Genomic DNA, 17624 nt, shown 5'->3' with positions numbered 1-17624 from the left:
GCTACGATGCTTGATGGGTGTAGCCGATCAGATCGTATCTTTTTGATTTAGTTCCATCGATTTAAGCAACAAAGCCTGTTCGCATTATAAATTGATTGGATTATATTGGATAAAGTAGGTATATATTCTTAAAATGATGGTGGCCTATTGATATATCTACCTTTCTTTTGGTATGTAATCATAGATATCAGTCGTTTCTAATATCAAAGAAGCTTAACGTGACAATTTTTCAGATAAAAATGGAAATGCTCATTGAAGGTGGTTCAATAAGGCGTCTTCTAATTGTTGGTTTGCTTTGATTTCCCGTATTACCCCATTTACTTGAGCATCAATGTCTACGAGCGTGCTAAGTCCAATAATACTGTTATCTTTCGTGTTTTGAATAATATTGATAATACTTGAATTTATAAAGTCTGAACTTATTATATTAGGATTTTGAGACGAAGGCATTTTGGGTGAATCTATAGAATCATCTCCAATAATATTGCCTTCACCAAATTGTATGATGTTAACAATACCCTGGTTGAAAACATCTCCACTTTGATTTTCACTATTTGCGCTAATGTTTTTTAAATTACCATTTTCAATTACTAAGTTGGCAATGTTTGTGTTCAAAATATCATCGCCATTTATAGTCGTAGTAATGCTTAATCCAATATTAATAATATACTCGTCCGTAATTTGGAAACCACCTCGATATTCTTCTAAAGATGAATTTGAAAGAGGAGTAAGTTCTTGCAGGCCAACATCTTTAGCATTCACATTAAAATGAGGTATTAGCATACAAAGCACTAACAAAAATTTATTGTAGTTCATAATGCAGGCCTTTCAGGTTGTTTAGTTCTTAAAGTTATTTAAAACAATGTTATATTAATTTTCACCGGAAACTGGGAGAGTAATGCTAAATACCCCTAAGGAATCTCTAGACACTCCTGTTTTTAATGGTGATCTTTGATATACGGTGAAATTATCATTGGTTATAAAGCTAGACCTTCCCATTTCCGCTTCGTTACGGACCAGTAACACAATTCCTTGGTAATATTTTTCAAACTCATCTAGTTTCATTATCATGGTTCCTCTAGAAGGGTCTCCTAGAATAACTGAGTGATTGTTTATACCTCTGATGACAACAAAATGCATATACCCATCGAAATTAACGAGAGTAATCCCAGGGACGCCGACTTCTTTAATTTTCTCCAATCCTACTTGAAAGCCGTCAGAACGTAACCCTATGGAATCCAAGTAAAACTTCATATCCAACAAAGAAAAACCTTTCTCTTTGATTTTTTCTTTATCACCTTTTTCAAACATGCTTTTGAAGATATCTTGTTCAGATGACTCTGTTGCATAATGAAAAGTGAGAAGAGAAGCCAGGGCGGCAGAGCCACAGCTGAAGTCATACTGTTGGCGAAAAACATCACCGAACACTATTTCTTTGTAGCTTTTAACAGGAACAGAGTAATGTGCTCGGTAAGGTAGCAGTTCTAATGAAATGGCTGATGCTGAATAAACGAGCATCAGCCAAATTACGTTATTTAATACTTTCATATTGTTTACTTGAGTGTCAGGTTAACGACGGTAGAGTTCTGGATTAAAACGTTGTTTCCGCTGTTCTGAATTACGTTGGATATACCCGAACTGTCTGCGAACGCTCCACTTGATAGTATATTGTTACCACTCACGGTGTTTGACGCGACATTATCTGACGAAATACCATTGATATCTGATTCTGCATAAACCAAGTCGAGTTCAACATTTTGTCCACCTCTTGATTCATTCATGATATCCAAGCTAACTTCTCCGCCAGATAATGCAATGTCATCAGCGAGTGCAGTGCAGGCAACTATCATACTCAAAGTACAGATTGCCAAACGCATCGCTTTCTCCTACTAGTCGGTTACTCACCCCCAGTAAACACACTTGCATTAGTTGTAACAGATTGTTGTACAAGTGAATTTGAACCAGCATTCTGACCAACGGTAGTAATACCAGCCGCACCACCAAGACCACCAAGGGTGTTCATGTTTTCAACTCGAACTCGAGTATCATCCGCGTTAGTTGCATAAATAACTGATGCACCTGTAACACCACCCATTAGGCTTGAGCTCGCAACAACCATATCTGTATCCATATGGACTTGATTGAAGCTATCAACATTTGTTGAGCTCGAGTCACTTTGATAGTTACTATTGTCGTTAAAGCTGTTCGAGTTTGTTGTGCTTGAATCAGCGTAGCTACGGTTATCACTCTGGTTACGGTTGTCGCTTTGATTACGATTATCGCTGTTATCGTTAAAGCTACTGTTGATACTAGAGTCACTGTTGTCGTTGTTGCTACGTCTTACAGTAGTACTAGAGTCGCTGTTGTCGTTGTGGCTTCTATTTGTGTTAGTACTTGAATCACTACTATCACTATTTAGGCTCACATCAAGATCAGCACTGGTACTGTTGTCGTTAGCGTTAGACGTACTATTGTCGTTGTGGCTTTGAGCTGTGTTAGTGCTCGAGTTTGAGTTGTCGCTGTTGTTATTAAAGCTGTCATCAACACCAAGAGTTGCACTGTTGTCAGTGTCGCTGTTGTCGTTGAAGCTATGACCAATACCTAGTGACGCACTATTATCGCTGTTGTCGTTGAAGCTATCACCAACACCGAGAGATGCGCTATTGTCACTGTTATCATTGAAGCTGCCAGATAAACCGATATCGGTATTAGCGCTGTCAGTCCATTGCATGTTGTCGTCTCCATCATCGATCTCATTCGCGATTAGAGAGCCACTAAATAAAATTGCTGACATTGCTAAAGCAAGCCCTGTTTTGTTTAGAGTCATAACGATTACTCCATTTCCTGTTATTCCTGATTAAAAATGACTGCACTTAACTTCTTGCTGCTTCCTTCAAATGTTGTGGGAAGCGATGAAATTATAAGAAAGGATCAGTGAAAGCTGTTCTCATTATTGAGAATGATTCAGGCTGGAAGGGAGTATTTAGGTGCGTCTCTTTAAGGTGTTAAAGAAAAAAATAACATAATCATAATGTTATTTTTTGTATTTACTTTAAGTACTCATCAAGTATGAAATGAAGCCAATATAAAGAAGTAATTCGTTCTATTGCACTGAGCGGAGCAGTCATCCATTTTTTATAAATGGTATTTTATCCAATTATTATCTTTATTATTTAATATTATAAATCATATCCTTATGCTAACACAGGTTGAAAAGTATGGATAAAAATATAACATGTTCATACTTTTTAAGTCTTTTTCGGTGCTGAAAAGCAATGCGATATCATTCTGAAGTGCTATATTTTCTACTTAAAATGAAGATAAATTCTCTTTGCTATCCCCAATTAATTTTCTAACGGGGGTTGGTGAAACAGGTAAGTTAATGTGGTGGGACTATGGAAAAGAAGCACTTGATACTGCTAGCTGAGAGTAATTTACAAAGTAACTTAATAAAAAAACAGCTGTCTTCCATTCATGATGTCGATGTAAAGATAATGCAACCAGATGAAGTGGTGTTCAGAAGTCACTCACTCAGTATCGATTTGATGTTTATTGATTACGATTTTATGCGTCAGCTTGAAGTACAAGGAAAGTTACCAGATTTTGATCTATTTGGGTGGTCCTTTATGCTTCACAACGTCCCTTGTGAAAAAGTACAAACGGACTTACTGCATTGGAAGTTGTTAAAAGGAATTTTGCTCCGAAGTGCATCAGTGACACATATATGTGATGGCGCGGAATACGTACTGAAAGGTGGGTTGTGGCTACCAAGAATGTACCTAGAGAAGTTAGTCCTCAATTATCGGCATGCAAATTTGTCCGAAGAACAGCAGCATGATGAGTTAACATGCAGAGAAAAACAGATTCTAGAGCTACTTGTGTACGGCATTTCAAATCAACAAATTGCTTCAAGACTTTTTTTATCTGAAAGTACAGTGAAAAGCCATATATACAAGTTGTACAAAAAACTCGATGTCCATTCTCGTCATGATGCAGTTAAGTTGGTAAGAATGAACAATGGCTTAACCGAGAGAAGTTAAGTCATAATTTGTGATGCTCTTTTTATCGGGGTCTGTTCCGTTTTCACTATCTAATCTAAGCAAGGGCACTCGTATTTGAGTGCCCGTGGTTTATCTAGATTCAATAGTTGGCGTATCAGCAGGCTACATCATGCCCGTGACAAGGCCTGCTGCCACAAAAAACACGATCATCCATAGCACCGATAGGTTGATCTTTTTGTGTAGATAAAAACCTGCAACCACTAACGCCATGTCGATGGGAGCAACAACTGCGCTGCTAAATACTGGCTGGTAAAGTGCCGCGAGTAGTAACCCTACTACCGAGGCATTTACACCGTTGATGGCGCCGGAGACCAGCGGTTTTCCTGCCAGTGCTTGCCAGTTCTTAAGAACGCCAAGTAGTAAAAGAAACCCTGGGAGGAATACGCCAAGCGTTGCGAGCAGCGCACCTAAAATTGGCGTATCCGAAAGCTCATAACCGATAAAAGTCGCAAAGGTGAACATTGGCCCTGGTACAGCTTGTGCAGCGGCGTAGCCTGTTAAAAATGCATCTTGGCTGAGCTGGTCGCCAACAATGTTTTGCAGAAGCGGCAGAACCACATGACCGCCACCAAACACTAAGCTACCAGCTTGGAAAAAATCACTAAACAGCCCAAGTAAAGGTAACGTATGAGCCACTAACGGTAAGCCGAGTAAAAGCATCGCAAATAGAGCCAATGGCGCGATAGACGGTTTAAACGGCTCGGCTGATGGCGCGGAGTCTTTCTTCAGATATCGCATTCCGACAAAACCTGCTGCGATCAACACGAACATTTGCGTCATGATGCTTGGTGCCACCAGCAACGCAATCGCAGTCGCGATGCACAAACCCGCGGTCAGTTTACTTTGGCAGAAGTTTTTGTACATGCCCCAAGTCGCATCCGCCACGACGACGACTGCGAGCAGTTTTAGGCCGTGAACGATGTTTTGGAACACTGCGGTGTCGGTGATTTGGCTGCTCACCATCGCCAGCGCCAACATGATGGCCACTGAAGGAAGCGTGAATCCGACAAATGCTGCGCATGCGCCACCTAAACCGCCACGTTTATAGCCTAAAGCAAAGCCAACTTGGCTTGAGCCCGGTCCCGGCAAAAACTGACTGAGCGCGACAATTTGCGCGTACTCGCTGTCATCAAGCCATTTCAGTTTCTCAACAAAGGTTTGGCGAAAATAACCAATATGAGCCGCAGGGCCGCCGAAGCTGAACCAACCCAGCCAGAAAAAAGTTTTGAATATGGTGAACATGTCGAGCCTGTTTATCTAAAAAGCATTGTTGCTAATTTATCGAATGCTCTAAAATGACTCAAATTGATGATTTTAATTTCATCTATGAATGAAATGGGATGAGGATGTTGGAGTGAAAGAGGACATTCAGTGGCGCAACATTGACTTGAACTTATTGGTGACGTTTTCCTACTTGTATCGCTATCGAAGCGTTAGCGTCGCGGCAGAGAAAAGTTACGTTAGCCAGTCGGCGATGAGTCATAGTTTGTCTCGTTTAAGGTTGTTGTTTGACGACCCGCTTTTTGAGCGAAAAGGGCACAAGATGGAGCCCACCGAGCACGCTCACCACATCGCGCCAACTGTGCATCACTTATTGGATTCTATCGCCAAAGACTTGCTCACTAAGTCTGCCTTCCAACCTGAAAATTACGCGGGTGTATGTCGCATCGGGTTAACGGATTATGCCGAGTTTATCTTTGCTCCTCGGCTTTATGACGAAATACGCCAGCGCGCCCCAGAGGCGCAGATCAGTTTTATTAACGTCAATCGTAGCAACTACGTGGCATTAACTGAGCATGAAAAGCTCGATGTCATTATTGGCAGCATGCCGGTGTTGGATGACAACTTTGAGAGCTTGTACTTGTACACCGAAAAGCACGTGTGCATGTGTGATAAACAGGTATTGCAAGGGGAAACACAGCTGTCTCTGGAAGCGTTCGCGAACATAGAGCAAGCTCTGGTAAGTCCCGATGGGAGCTTAAAGACACAAGTAGACCAAAAGCTCGCAGAACATGGCTTGAGCCGCAAAGTCACCGTGGCGTCGCGCAACTTTCTCACTATTCGGCATCTGTTGAAAAAGCGCGATCTCATTGCCATCGTGCCAGAAAAAATGGCGTTGGCGGAGGGCTTTTCGGACGATCTCATTACTGTTAAGCCGCCGATCGCCGTTGCGGATTTTGATATTGCTATGCTGTGGCATTCCAGCCGAAACAATGAAGACAAAGGCATTTGGCTACGCGAGTTGGTTTCTTCGACCATCACCTCTAAATGATAAACATTTGGGGCATTCATGGTGCTTAGAGTTATTTGTTGTTGAACTTCTTACTACCCGCTGAGTTATCGGCGTTATACCGAAACAGTACTGATTGAGCAAAATGAGTGTCTTTGGTTGGGGGGGGGGGGATGTTCCAGATTTAATTCATAAAAGAGATTAATGGAAAAGGTATCATTGAGTTGTACCACGTAGTTTAAGCTCTGTTTGCACGTATACATGAAGAGGTTGTAAGCGTCCATCTCGGTATTTTTCCACCAGTAAGTTCACTCCCTGAGTTCCCATCAACTCAGAGTGAATACGAATTGTAGACAACGGCGGAAAGGTAAAGCGAGCAGTAGGAATATCATTCATACTAATCAACGTAATATCCTCTGGTATCTTTAAGCCAAATTCATGGATTGCACGTACTATGCCAATCGCGATGGAGTCTGAATCAATGAATACTGCTTTCGGGAAGTCACCTTTGGCTAGCATCTCTTTCGCTAAGTTATAACCGGACAAACTAGAGCAGGCACAATAGTGTATATCTTGTTCTGCGACCACGCCTTTTAGATAGCCATAGTCCAAAAACACATTTTCACGAGTGTCAGCTGCGTCGTGCTTGTCTTGACCGCCAATATAACCGATGCGGCGGTGGCCTCGTTGTACAAAGAAATCAACTACTTGCCTACTGATTCGAATAAGGTCGACATCAACGCAATCATAAGGGCAGGTTGGATCTGAAAAGTTTATGTAGCAAATGCTATCGGCTAGACGTTTAGGTAATTTATCTACTACCTTTTGGTCGACATTTCCGACTAAAAGGACACCTGTTATCTTTTTCGTTTCAACATCAATTTCACTGTTATAGCAATTGGTTAGCGTAATACCTAATTTGTCGCATTGCGTTTCAATCCCATGACGAATTGATAAGTAGTAAGGGTCATTCACCTCTGTTTCTTGTTTGTAGTTATATAAGGCTAAAAAGTGATGTTTTTGCTTAGCTTCTTTGATGCCTTTCTTCGAGCTACTGGTGCGGTACTCCAGTTTTTCTGCAATTTCCAAAATGCGGTATTTGGTTTCTTCTTTAACGCTCAACGTTGGGTCGTTGTTCAAAACCCGCGATACGGTTGCAAGTGAGACGCCTGCTTCAATGGCGATATCTTTTAGCTTTGCCATGTAAATTTCCCGTTGGCACTGCCCAAGTGTGAGCTCAATAATCTGACTATTTTAAACAGCTACTTAGATATGCACAAACCTTTAGTAAGACAGTCCTAAACACTTTAAATCATCATATCAAGCCAAATTGTTTTCATGAAATAGACTCTATTGAGTAATAAATAAAGCCGTAAACGTAAGGATTATATTGCTGTAAAAATACTGAAAAACGCGACTGGTTTGGAAACTTGCTACTTGTGGTAACTCTAGTACTTAATAGGACTCGAGCTGTTTAGAGTTTAATCAAGCAAACGTTTTATTGTTCATGTTTATGTTTTGTGTCTCATTTTATAAACAAATCAATAGGAAAGTATTCAACTCTATTTATAATCTCCGCGCTTTTAAAAGCTGTCTAACAGTATGAAAAATTAGGAAATTATAATGAAAAAAGTATTGCCATTATTGGCTTTAGGTGCAGTGGTTGCTTCAGCATCAGTTCAAGCAAAAGGTAACTGGTATGTTGGTGCTGATTTGGTAAATTCAGATCTTAAAGTTAAAAGCTTGTCAAAAGATCTTTCTGCGACAGGTCTTAGCCTTGCTGTAGGTAAAGAGCTTCAATATTCAGAAAACTTCAAACTAGCTTTTGAAGGTGAGTACATATACTTTGGCGACTTTGAAGAAACATTTTCTTACATGGGGTGGCCGGTTAAATTTAGTGTTGATGCTTCTGCGTTCAATTTCAATGCGAAGCCTAAATACCAATTTGCAGGTACAGGCTTCTATGTTGGTGCGATTGCTGGCCTTGGTGTAATGAGTGTTTCTTATGAAGTGAAATCATCTAGCACTGTTACCGATGATGGTCGTGATGTAGGCTTTAACTACGGTGTTGAGGCTGGTTATGAGTTCGCTTCAGGTTTGGTTGTATCTGGTGGCTACCGTGCTTCTTCGGTAAGTATTGATGCCGAAAACGGTGGCAGCGAAGATTTTGATTTTGACAGCCTGTACGTTGGTGTTGATTACAAGTTTTAAGCTCGCGTAAGCAAAACATAGATACTAAAAAGGAGCCGTTAGGCTCCTTTTTTTATTAGATTATCAATCAACTCATAATGGTGATCTTGTACGCCTGCAAGGTTGCCATATTTGGGTTGGTGGCGGTCATTTTCTTTCGCGTGTTGCCAGCCAATGGTGTGACGCACAAAATGCTCTGCAAACGCGTGGGAAACTTCCAAGCAACCTGCCAGTACGGTATCAACATAACTTTGCATGATTGGGCTCTTTTCGCATGGTGGTAGTGGCTCGTCTTTTACGTAAACCCAAATGTCATGTTCTTGGTTAAAACTCGCATCTGTTTCGATTTGATCTGGCTGAAGTTGAATACGATGATAACCTCGCTCACGGCGGTCGAATTCTGCGAGCGCTTCTTCATTTACTTCGAGTAAAACGCCATTAACCTGTCCATCGCCTTGGTTCACCACTAATGGAGAGAGGCTGTAGCTGTCGTCAATCTTCCCCCAGTAGCGAACCAACCCATGTGCTATGACGGGAATGGCTTCTCCCGTTTGTCCGGTTAACTTACGCGACGCAGAATTAATCAAACTGCCATAGCCAAATATGTACATTGTCGTTGCATCCCTTAACTGATAGTTGTGCCTCTCATGTTTATACCTAACCCGCATCTGAAGCACAACTTTACCTCTTAAGTATAATCTTAATTATAAACATGTATTTTTTATACATGTTTATGGTAGCATCAATATGTAGTTGAGTTAACCAGCATCGAGAGACGCTTGAGGGCAAGATAATGCTGAATATCACCGATAAAAAAGTAGAAGAAAAAATCCCCGCATGGCTGCGATTAGGCTTTCGGCCGTTTTTTCTGTTTGGGTCGATTTACGCCATTGTTGCGATTGCGTTGTGGGTGTGGATGTTCCAAGGCGGACAGCCAAACGCATTAGCCGTGCCTGCATTGTGGTGGCACGTACATGAAATGTTGTTCGGTTTTTCGATGGCCATTGTAGTTGGCTTTGTACTGACCGCGGTACAAAACTGGACTGGCATTAATGGTACCAAGCATTACATGCTTCTGGCTTTATTTGGCTTGTGGTTAGTGCCCCGCATATTGCTTTGGACACCAGCACCGTTATGGTTAACCAGCAGTATCGAAGCGGTATTTTTACTGTTTGTCGCCTATGAGGTGGGCATTCGTGTGTATCGAGCCAAAGGTTGGCGTAATTTGTTTTTCGTTCCACTGTTTCTTTTAGCCATCTTTGCGAACTTTGCAAGCTACGCAACGATAAAAGGTATGCCGCCCTTTAGCTCTTCAGCGGTGTGGCAAGCAATGCTGTGGTGGTTTACCTTGCTGTTGTCAGTGATGGGCGGACGTGTGATTCCATTTTTTACTGCGCGTCGATTTAATTTCGAAAAAGCGCAACCATTGGCTTGGTTAGAGTGGTTCGCGAACTTGCCATTGGTAATGCTATTTGTGCTGAGCTTTTTCCCTGTGACGTTTGCAGAACTAGGTAGTCCTTTGATGCTATTTACAGGTGTTGCTCAGTTGGTGCGTTTTGTTCGCTGGAAACCTTGGTTAACCCTGAGCGAGCCTTTAGTGTGGTCGCTGCATGCTGCGTATTTGTGTTTACCACTAAGCTTAATTTTGCGAGGCGTCTGGGGAGATGCATTTGCCAGCCATAGCCTCATTCACCTGTTTGCGATAGGTGCGTTAGGCGGTTTGATTTTAGCGATGATTACACGGGTGACGATGGGACATACTGGTCGCATGATCTACAAAGGGCCAAACATGAGCCTTGCGTTTGCAGCAATTACCGCGGCAGCTTTGGTTCGCAGTTTCGCCGTGATCTTTGACCCAGTGAACATGATGCTGTGGATTGATATCAGCGGTGGATTATGGATTGTTGCGTTTGGGCTATTTGTGTGGCGCTTTGGTGTGATGCTTGTGACCCCTCGTGTGGATGGTCACCCCGGATAAGATTCTAATGTGAGTAGAGAAAAGAGGAGCCGCGTGCTCCTCTTTTGGTTTTTGTTCTTTATAGGTTTAGTGTTTATTCGTCTTCGTCGTCCGCTTTATTCGTGAGCCCCAAGCGTTTAAATAGCCACCACTCTAGACCAAAAATGACAATTAAGGCGATGCAGAACCAGGTGAATGCCATGGTGGAATCCACGCCTGGCATTCCACCAACATTGATACCGAGTAAACCTGTTAAGAAGCTGGTTGGTAGAAAAATCGTTGCTACCAAAGTAAACAGGTAACTGTTTTTATTGGTTTTCTCATCACGATGATGTTTGATCTCTTCTTGGAAAAGCGCCACTTCTCCAAGATAAAACTCAAGTGTTTCATTTATGCGCGTAATATTATTGTGTGCGAAGCGATATTGATGAGGTCTCAAAGCAATCAATTCTGATTCTGACTCCACAAGATCACGGATAGCGTACTGCTGAGGGCGAATAAAACGCTTGATAGAAATCAGTGCTTTTTGAGTCGCCATATGTTTGTACGTCGACTCATCATTCACGTCGAACTGGTTTAGTGTTTCTTCAATCGTATCAAGGTAAATGTCTATTTTACTGTTTAATCCTTCAATGATCTGATGAAGTAAACTGGCAAGACTTTTTGGGCCTTTGTGTTCCGCTAATGCTTGGCGAATCTCCATGATCGCGCGTGATGGAATTTTACGAGTTGAAATGAGTGCGCCTTGAAAGTAGAGAATTCGAATACTAAGCATATCTTCTGGTGATGCATTGCCGTTCATATTGACGCCTCGTAAAATCAACATGAAGTTCTCGTCATCCAAAGGATGGAAAGATGGTCGACTTTCGTCGGCTAATAGATGATCAACCGTAGCTCGAGGTACTTGGTTTTGCTCCAGCCAACCAAGAATATTAGGATGCAGCCGTTCGCAATGGTACCAATGCTTAGCTTGAATTTGCTCTGCCGTGGTGGATTGTTGAGTTGCTTCTGGGGTTGAGAAGTCCCAATGTTCAATCATAAAACCCATTTTCTTTTCCTTGTTTGAGCCGATACCAAAATAACCTCAAGATACTTCTTTCGCGAGAATTGCATTGCCATACAGAGGCAATGCTCTGAGTACGGTACTCTGAAGTCATTGATGCATTATTTTTCAAATGAGTATGATTGTATTTAATGCCAAATGTCTATGAATAGTTGTTCTTATTTGCAATCGAGTGGAGCGCACCAAGGTGTTGTGCTTAAACAACAAAACAAAAAGCCTGCAACTAAGCAGGCTTTATTGTGGGGGGAGGGAGGGGAGCTGTTAGCCAACTTGAGAAAGATTAACCACTTTCTGTTGTAGCTTTTTCTTTAAATAGTCCGTTAAGGCCTGTTTTTCTTCCTCGTTCATGTAAAGACCAAGCTTAGTACGGCGCCATAAAATGTCTTCATCGGTCATTGCCATTTCATGGTTCATTAAGTAATCGATCTCACGTTGGTAAACACCACCGGCTTGTGTCGAGAACGTTTGTCCTAAGTCAGCTTCACTTGTTGTACCTTCCATTAAGTTCCACGTTTGGGTACCAAACTGAGTGACATAACGAAGAATCAATGCTTCTGGCGCCCAAGTGTATTTAGCATGAATTTGTTTCGCTAATTGTTCACGACTACAGCTGAAGTTACCACCAGGAAGGGTTTGGTTGGCCGTCCAGTCTTTACCCATTTCAGGTAGGAACGGAGCAAGTTTCTTCATTGCTGCTTCACCTAACTTACGGTAGGTCGTTAACTTACCACCAAAAACAGAAAGCAGAGGTGCATGGTCGTATTCCGCATCGAGCTCTAGCGTGTAGTCTCGTGTGATTGCTTGCGGAGAGTCAGATTCATCGTCACATAAAGGACGAACACCGCTGTATGTCCAAACTACATCTTCGCGAGTCAACTGGTGGACAAAGTGTTGGTTTACGATATCAATGAGGTAATCGACTTCGTCATCTGAGATCGACACTTCACGTGGGTCACCTTTGTATTCCACATCTGTTGTACCAATGATTGAGAACTTATCTAAGTAAGGAATCATAAATACGATGCGATTGTCTTTGTTTTGAAGAATGTAGGCTTGCGGTTCGTTGTGGATACGAGGAACAACGATGTGCGAGCCTTTGATTAAGCGAATGTTACGAGGAGAGGCTTGCTCTAATCCATCATCAAAGAACTGTTTTACCCAAGGCCCCGCAGCATTGACTAACGCTTTCGCTTTACGTTCGAAACGTTGGTCTGTCATCACATCGTGAATAGTAACATGCCAGATACCACCTTCACGGTGTGCTTTTTCCACGCGGCAGTAGTTACGCACTTCAGCATGGTTTTCGCGAGCCGCAAGAACGTTCAGTAATACTAAACGTGCATCATCAACCCAACAGTCAGAGTATTCGAAACCCGTTTTCATCTCTGGTTTTAGCAAGCCAGATTTCGCAAGGTTGACGGTTTTACTGCCTTGCAGCGTCGTACGTTTACCCAAGTTATCGTAAAGGAAAAGGCCACAACGAATCATCCAAGCTGGGCGTAGGAATGGGCGATGCGGTAAACGGAAACGCATTGGTAATGCGACGTGTGGTGCTTTACGAAGAATAACCTCACGCTCTGCGAGCGCTTCCGAAACTAAACGAAACTCGTAGTGTTCAAGGTAGCGTAAACCGCCGTGTATCAGTTTAGAACTTGCTGAAGAAGTCGCAGATGCGAAGTCATGTGCTTCATATAAGCCAACACTCAAACCTCGGCCAGCTGCGTCTGCTGCAATACCAGCTCCGTTAATGCCGCCACCGATTACGATCAAGTCTAAGGTAGTGGATGAGCTAGTAGTGGAAGCATTATTTTGTATACTCATAAATTTGACCTCTTGGTGAGCGAACGAGCATTTTAGAACATAATGTAATCCTAGCTCAGGTTTCGTTTGTGATCATCTATTATTTTCGTTTGTGAGCGTTTTGTGTGATTTAGACACAAAAAAAACCTCTGTCTAATTAAGACAGAGGTCATTTGAGGGGGAGTTATACGATTGACGTTACTCGTTTTCGGAGTTTGATTCGTTAGCTTCAACCACTTCAAGTGGGATAGAAGCTTCCTTCAAAATTGACAAGATTTCTTCTGGTGGCTGCTTATTGGTAAAGATCATGTTGAGCTGTGCAATATTGCCTAGTTTCACCATAGCATTGCGCCCGAACTTGGTGTGGTCTACGGCAAGAAATACACTACGGCTATTGTCAATGATCGCTTGTTTGACCCGGACTTCGTGGTAATCAAAGTCTAATAGCGAGCCATCGAAGTCGATACCGCTAATGCCGAGAATACCAAAGTCGAGACGGAACTGTTTAACGAAATCGAGGGTAGCCTCGCCAACAATACCGCCGTCTCTGCTGCGGACTTCTCCACCCGCTAAGATAACTTTGATTTCAGGGTTAGGGAAAAGAATGGTCGCAACATTGATGTTGTTGGTGACAACACGCAACTGTTTATGGTTTTTATTGAGCGCTCGCGCAACTGCTTCTGGTGTGGTGCCGATATCGATGAATAGTGTGGCACCATCTGGAATGTGTTTGACTACCTCGTCTGCAATGACATCTTTTTCATTGAAGTTGAGCGCTTTACGCGTGTTGTAAGATGTGTTTTCAGAACTGAGAGGAATAGTGGCTCCACCGTGATAACGACGAATTTTGTTGTCATCGGCGAGTTCATTGAGATCGCGTCGGATGGTTTGTGGGCTGACATTGAATCTTTCTACTAACTCATCCGTGCTGACATAGCCTTGTTTTTTCACCAGCTCAACAATCTGCTGGTGTCGAGGTATTTGCTTCACTTACCACTCCCTTGTGCATTGGTAACGGCCAATGCTTCAAATTCGAAGCTCTATTGTGCTCGAATTTGCTCGTTGTGAGAAGTAAGCGAGTTCAGGAATCGGGGATAAAGCGCAAAAAGAGCGCACAAATGGCGCTCTTTTTTTCTTATGGAGATGAGATTAATCTTCTTCGTCGTGAAGTTCAGACCAGGTTTGTGCACATTTCACTGCACGTTTCCAACCCTTGTAACGACGATTGCGTTTTTCTTCATCATCGTGTGGCTCAAAGGTGCGATCAAGTACCGCTTTATTCTGCAACTCATCAATGCTATCCCAGTAACCAACTGCAAGGCCGGCAAGGTAGGCTGCACCAAGAGCGGTAACCTCAGTTACTTGAGGGCGGTGTACTTCTGTGTTCAATACATCGGATTGGAATTGCATGAGGAAGTTGTTCGCTACTGCACCACCATCGACGCGAAGGTTCGCAAGCTTAATACCTGAGTCAGCTTGCATCGCATCCAGTACGTCACGAGTTTGATAAGCGATGCCTTCCAATGTTGCACGGATGATATGGTTTGAATTCACACCGCGAGTAAGGCCGACAATCGTGCCACGTGCGTAGGCATCCCAGTATGGTGCACCTAAACCAGTAAATGCAGGCACGACATAAACGCCGTTTGATGTATCCACTTTTGTCGCGAAGTATTCAGAGTCTTCTGCACCGTTTAGGATTTTCAATTCATCGCGTAGCCATTGGATAGAAGCCCCACCCATGAATACGGCACCTTCAAGTGCATAAGCTGGTTCGCCTGCAGGACCACAAGCCAAAGTTGTTAGAAGACCATGTGTCGAAGTGACTTTTTCTTGGCCCGTATTCATTAGCAAGAAACAACCCGTACCGTAAGTGTTTTTCGCTTGACCCGCTTCAACACACATTTGGCCGTAAAGCGCCGCTTGTTGGTCACCTGCTATTCCAGAAATAGGAATACGAGTACCGCCTTTACCACCGATGTTGGTTTTACCGTAAATTTCCGATGAGCGCTTCACTTCTGGCATCATAGATGCTGGGATGCCAAGCTCATCTAACATTTTTTGATCCCAACATAGATCGTTGATGTTAAACAGCATGGTACGCGATGCGTTAGTGTAGTCGGTTACGTGAACGCGACCTTGAGTCATCTTCCAAACTAACCAAGTATCGACAGTACCAAACAAAAGCTTGCCTGCTTCTGCGTCTTCTCGTGCACCTTCAACATTGTCCAGAATCCATTTAACTTTGGTACCTGAGAAGTAAGGGTCAAGCACCAAACCAGTGTTGTCACGTACATAGTTTTCGAGACCGCGTGCTTTTAAATCTTCACAGATATCAGCAGTACGGCGACATTGCCATACGATCGCATTGTAAACGGGTTTACCTGTTTCTTTATTCCAGACGATGGTCGTTTCACGCTGGTTAGTAATACCGATAGCCGCTAATTGGTCGCTACGGATGCCAGACTTAGCTAGAGCTTCTACTAAGGTAGAGCTTTGTGTTGCCCAGATCTCCATTGGATCATGTTCAACCCAACCAGCTTCTGGATAAATCTGAGTAAATTCGCGTTGCGCGACGCTTACGATGTTCGCATCGTGATCAAGAATCACTGCGCGAGAGCTTGTTGTACCTTGGTCTAGGGCAACAATGTATTTTTGCTCAGTCATGGTAAGAATCCTTTTGTTTCGTTATTTATATTTTAGTAAATGTTCGAGTTACGTCAGTTTTAAGCTCTAGCTTCTTCTGTTTCTTCTTCCGTCTCACATTGGTTTGGAATCGTGCAACCGTGGCCTTGTTGTGGAAGGTAAGCTGCAATCGCTTTTGGATACAACCAACCACCAAAACACGCACCTGCAATCGGAGCAAGTAAAGGCACGATAAAGTAAGGAATGTCTTTTGCACCTGTCAGAGCGTAATCCCAACCTGCGAAGTAAGCGAACAGCTTCGGTCCAAAGTCACGAGCAGGGTTCATCGCAAAGCCTGTTAGTGGACCAAGTGAACCACCGATGACGGCAATCAAAATACCGATCAATAGAGGGTTCATTGCGCCACGTGCCGCGCCATTATTTTCATCGCCCAGAGCCAGAATCGCAAACATCAGCACAGCAGTGATAACGAATTCCACAGCAAAAGCACCAAAGAAAGAGAGGGAGGCATGCGGATAGGTTGAGAAGATACCAGCAGTTGCTAGTGCATCTTGGCTGCTGCGAACGAAGTTATGAGCGATTTCGTAGTCGGTGAAAAGGTTACTGTATAAGCTGTATACCAATGCAGCAGAACAGAATGCCCCAAGCATTTGAGCGATAATGTATGGCACCACTTTCGCCTTATCAAAACCATGGAACATAGCAAGTGCGATGGTAACGGCAGGGTTGATGTGTGCACCAGAGACGCCAGCCGTACAGTAAATAGCGATGGCGACACCGAAGCCCCATACAATACTGATTTCCCATTGTCCAAATGATGCGCCTGTTAGAACCAAGGCTGCAACACAGCCTACGCCGAAGAAAATAAGTAGTCCTGTACCGATAAACTCGGCCAAACATTCTCCGAGCAGAGAGGGGTGTTTGTTCGTTGTCATGTTAAAAGTCCTTTGATCATTTTTGCCTGTCTAGCACGATACTATTGTGCATATATAAACGTTTGCGAAAACAAACGAGCGTTAAAAATGAGCGTTTGAGCATAAATTTGTTAATCAAAGTCTTCGTTTTTGTTAAATGGCGCATCTTTTAACCGGAAAAGAACACAACGAAAATAATTTATTTGTCACGAGGCCAGTGATGAGAGCGCTCAAATTACCGATGTGAAAAAGAATGCACAACTGGTAAGAGGAGTTTTGTGAAGCTGCTACGTGCTTGGAGACTTATTGCACAGAACTTGTGTAGCAATTAACCCTAAAGGAGTAGCGGAATGTCAAATGTATCAAGGGATAGCAGTGATATAAAAAATACGCTGTCATGTTTGGACTTTTAGAAAAAATCGTCATCCCATTGGTACCAATAGGATGAGTTGATAAGAGAATAAACGCTGTTAATGTCTTGTGTTTGTGAATCATTGCTTCGGCTTGTATTCAAATAAAAATTGTTTTTTTTATTTCGTTTGATGCTAAACGTGATCGTTTTTCAGCTTTTTAGTTATTAGTTGGTTCGGAGCGAGTAGGGCAGGCGTAAATCGCCCTTTTTACGGTTAGTTTATGTTCTAATTCGAGCCTTTGTTTCAAAGGTTTCGAATTGGAATGCTCAAGTGAGAGGTTTGAACATCAGTTTCATATTAACGAATCTTGAGTAAAGTTGAACGATGATCTAATTAATGCTCATATAATT

General features: G+C 42.7%; 16 protein-coding genes. 4 read left to right on the top strand and 12 right to left on the bottom strand.

The genetic code is table 11. The features are described from left to right. Positions 1–249 precede the first annotated feature (249 nt). From R8O10_RS14015 to R8O10_RS14000, 4 genes are read right to left on the bottom strand one after another with little or no spacing between them, the layout of a single operon-like run. Entirely contained in the window at positions 250–816 is a 567-nt protein-coding gene (locus tag R8O10_RS14015) for a hypothetical protein (RefSeq protein ID WP_064376472.1), read from the bottom strand. 54 nt (positions 817–870) lie between these two features. Next, on the bottom strand, positions 871–1548 hold the full coding sequence (locus R8O10_RS14010; RefSeq protein ID WP_033905563.1) for a C39 family peptidase: 678 nt from the start codon (positions 1546–1548) through the stop codon (positions 871–873). 5 nt (positions 1549–1553) lie between these two features. Further along, positions 1554–1877, bottom strand: coding sequence for a hypothetical protein (locus tag R8O10_RS14005; RefSeq protein WP_005380167.1), 324 nt, complete (start codon positions 1875–1877; stop codon positions 1554–1556). A 20-nt stretch (positions 1878–1897) separates the two neighbouring features. After that, positions 1898–2827 carry a hypothetical protein gene (locus R8O10_RS14000; RefSeq protein ID WP_005391691.1) on the bottom strand — a complete coding sequence of 310 codons (930 nt, stop codon included), beginning with the start codon at positions 2825–2827 and terminating at the stop codon, positions 1898–1900. Between the two features lie 568 nt (positions 2828–3395). Between R8O10_RS14000 and R8O10_RS13995 the strand changes: the two genes are divergently transcribed. Then, positions 3396–4040, top strand: coding sequence for a helix-turn-helix transcriptional regulator (locus R8O10_RS13995; RefSeq protein WP_005380169.1), 645 nt, complete (start codon positions 3396–3398; stop codon positions 4038–4040). A 123-nt stretch (positions 4041–4163) separates the two neighbouring features. Here the strand turns inward: R8O10_RS13995 and chrA are convergent, their stop codons facing one another. Then, a complete protein-coding gene (gene chrA / locus R8O10_RS13990) occupies positions 4164–5303 on the bottom strand; it encodes a chromate efflux transporter (protein ID WP_318084317.1) in 1140 nt (379 codons plus the stop codon). A 112-nt stretch (positions 5304–5415) separates the two neighbouring features. On the opposite strand from chrA, the gene R8O10_RS13985 reads away from it, so the two are divergent. Then, positions 5416–6333 (top strand): LysR family transcriptional regulator, encoded by a 918-nt coding sequence (locus tag R8O10_RS13985; RefSeq protein ID WP_053349839.1) that lies wholly within the window; start codon positions 5416–5418, stop codon positions 6331–6333. Positions 6334–6507: 174 nt separating this feature from the next. On the opposite strand, the gene ebgR is transcribed toward R8O10_RS13985, so the two are convergent. After that, positions 6508–7494, bottom strand: coding sequence for a transcriptional regulator EbgR (ebgR, locus tag R8O10_RS13980; protein ID WP_318191489.1), 987 nt, complete (start codon positions 7492–7494; stop codon positions 6508–6510). 420 nt (positions 7495–7914) lie between these two features. Here ebgR and R8O10_RS13975 point away from each other — a divergent pair, with 420 nt between their 5' ends. Continuing rightward, a complete protein-coding gene (locus tag R8O10_RS13975) occupies positions 7915–8502 on the top strand; it encodes an outer membrane beta-barrel protein (RefSeq protein WP_017820436.1) in 588 nt (195 codons plus the stop codon). 38 nt (positions 8503–8540) lie between these two features. On the opposite strand, the gene R8O10_RS13970 is transcribed toward R8O10_RS13975, so the two are convergent. Then, a complete protein-coding gene (locus R8O10_RS13970) occupies positions 8541–9092 on the bottom strand; it encodes a gamma-glutamylcyclotransferase family protein (RefSeq protein ID WP_025768214.1) in 552 nt (183 codons plus the stop codon). 182 nt (positions 9093–9274) lie between these two features. Between R8O10_RS13970 and R8O10_RS13965 the strand changes: the two genes are divergently transcribed. Continuing rightward, positions 9275–10459, top strand: coding sequence for an NnrS family protein (locus tag R8O10_RS13965; RefSeq protein WP_318191488.1), 1185 nt, complete (start codon positions 9275–9277; stop codon positions 10457–10459). A 73-nt stretch (positions 10460–10532) separates the two neighbouring features. On the opposite strand, the gene R8O10_RS13960 is transcribed toward R8O10_RS13965, so the two are convergent. From R8O10_RS13960 to R8O10_RS13940, 5 genes are all read right to left on the bottom strand, one after another. Continuing rightward, entirely contained in the window at positions 10533–11486 is a 954-nt protein-coding gene (locus tag R8O10_RS13960; RefSeq protein ID WP_318191487.1) for a CorA family divalent cation transporter, read from the bottom strand. A 276-nt stretch (positions 11487–11762) separates the two neighbouring features. Continuing rightward, complete coding sequence (gene glpD, locus R8O10_RS13955; protein WP_005391703.1) at positions 11763–13322, bottom strand: glycerol-3-phosphate dehydrogenase; 1560 nt, start codon at positions 13320–13322, stop codon at positions 11763–11765. 177 nt (positions 13323–13499) lie between these two features. Beyond that, positions 13500–14291, bottom strand: coding sequence for a DeoR/GlpR family transcriptional regulator (locus tag R8O10_RS13950; RefSeq protein WP_005380192.1), 792 nt, complete (start codon positions 14289–14291; stop codon positions 13500–13502). A 159-nt stretch (positions 14292–14450) separates the two neighbouring features. Then, on the bottom strand, positions 14451–15968 hold the full coding sequence (gene glpK / locus R8O10_RS13945) for a glycerol kinase GlpK (protein WP_005380193.1): 1518 nt from the start codon (positions 15966–15968) through the stop codon (positions 14451–14453). Between the two features lie 59 nt (positions 15969–16027). Beyond that, complete coding sequence (locus R8O10_RS13940; RefSeq protein WP_005380195.1) at positions 16028–16882, bottom strand: MIP/aquaporin family protein; 855 nt, start codon at positions 16880–16882, stop codon at positions 16028–16030. Positions 16883–17624: the final 742 nt, after the last annotated feature.

This window comes from Vibrio sp. 1727 (genome assembly GCF_033344415.1).
GTDB lineage: Bacteria > Pseudomonadota > Gammaproteobacteria > Enterobacterales > Vibrionaceae > Vibrio > Vibrio alginolyticus.
The sequence above is the reverse complement of the archived record's forward strand: the minus strand, read 5'-3'. Positions and strand labels throughout refer to the sequence as shown.

Coding starts and splice junctions, on each gene's coding strand:
- R8O10_RS13965 (WP_318191488.1), top strand. CDS start 9,275: ATGCTGAATATCACCGATAAAAAAGTAGAAGAAAAAATCCCCGCATGG.
- R8O10_RS13970 (WP_025768214.1), bottom strand. CDS start 9,092: ATGTACATATTTGGCTATGGCAGTTTGATTAATTCTGCGTCGCGTAAG.
- R8O10_RS14000 (WP_005391691.1), bottom strand. CDS start 2,827: ATGACTCTAAACAAAACAGGGCTTGCTTTAGCAATGTCAGCAATTTTA.
- R8O10_RS14010 (WP_033905563.1), bottom strand. CDS start 1,548: ATGAAAGTATTAAATAACGTAATTTGGCTGATGCTCGTTTATTCAGCA.
- R8O10_RS13995 (WP_005380169.1), top strand. CDS start 3,396: ATGGAAAAGAAGCACTTGATACTGCTAGCTGAGAGTAATTTACAAAGT.
- ebgR (WP_318191489.1), bottom strand. CDS start 7,494: ATGGCAAAGCTAAAAGATATCGCCATTGAAGCAGGCGTCTCACTTGCA.
- R8O10_RS13975 (WP_017820436.1), top strand. CDS start 7,915: ATGAAAAAAGTATTGCCATTATTGGCTTTAGGTGCAGTGGTTGCTTCA.
- glpD (WP_005391703.1), bottom strand. CDS start 13,322: ATGAGTATACAAAATAATGCTTCCACTACTAGCTCATCCACTACCTTA.
- glpK (WP_005380193.1), bottom strand. CDS start 15,968: ATGACTGAGCAAAAATACATTGTTGCCCTAGACCAAGGTACAACAAGC.
- R8O10_RS14015 (WP_064376472.1), bottom strand. CDS start 816: ATGAACTACAATAAATTTTTGTTAGTGCTTTGTATGCTAATACCTCAT.
- R8O10_RS13940 (WP_005380195.1), bottom strand. CDS start 16,882: ATGACAACGAACAAACACCCCTCTCTGCTCGGAGAATGTTTGGCCGAG.
- chrA (WP_318084317.1), bottom strand. CDS start 5,303: ATGTTCACCATATTCAAAACTTTTTTCTGGCTGGGTTGGTTCAGCTTC.
- R8O10_RS13960 (WP_318191487.1), bottom strand. CDS start 11,486: ATGGGTTTTATGATTGAACATTGGGACTTCTCAACCCCAGAAGCAACT.
- R8O10_RS14005 (WP_005380167.1), bottom strand. CDS start 1,877: ATGCGTTTGGCAATCTGTACTTTGAGTATGATAGTTGCCTGCACTGCA.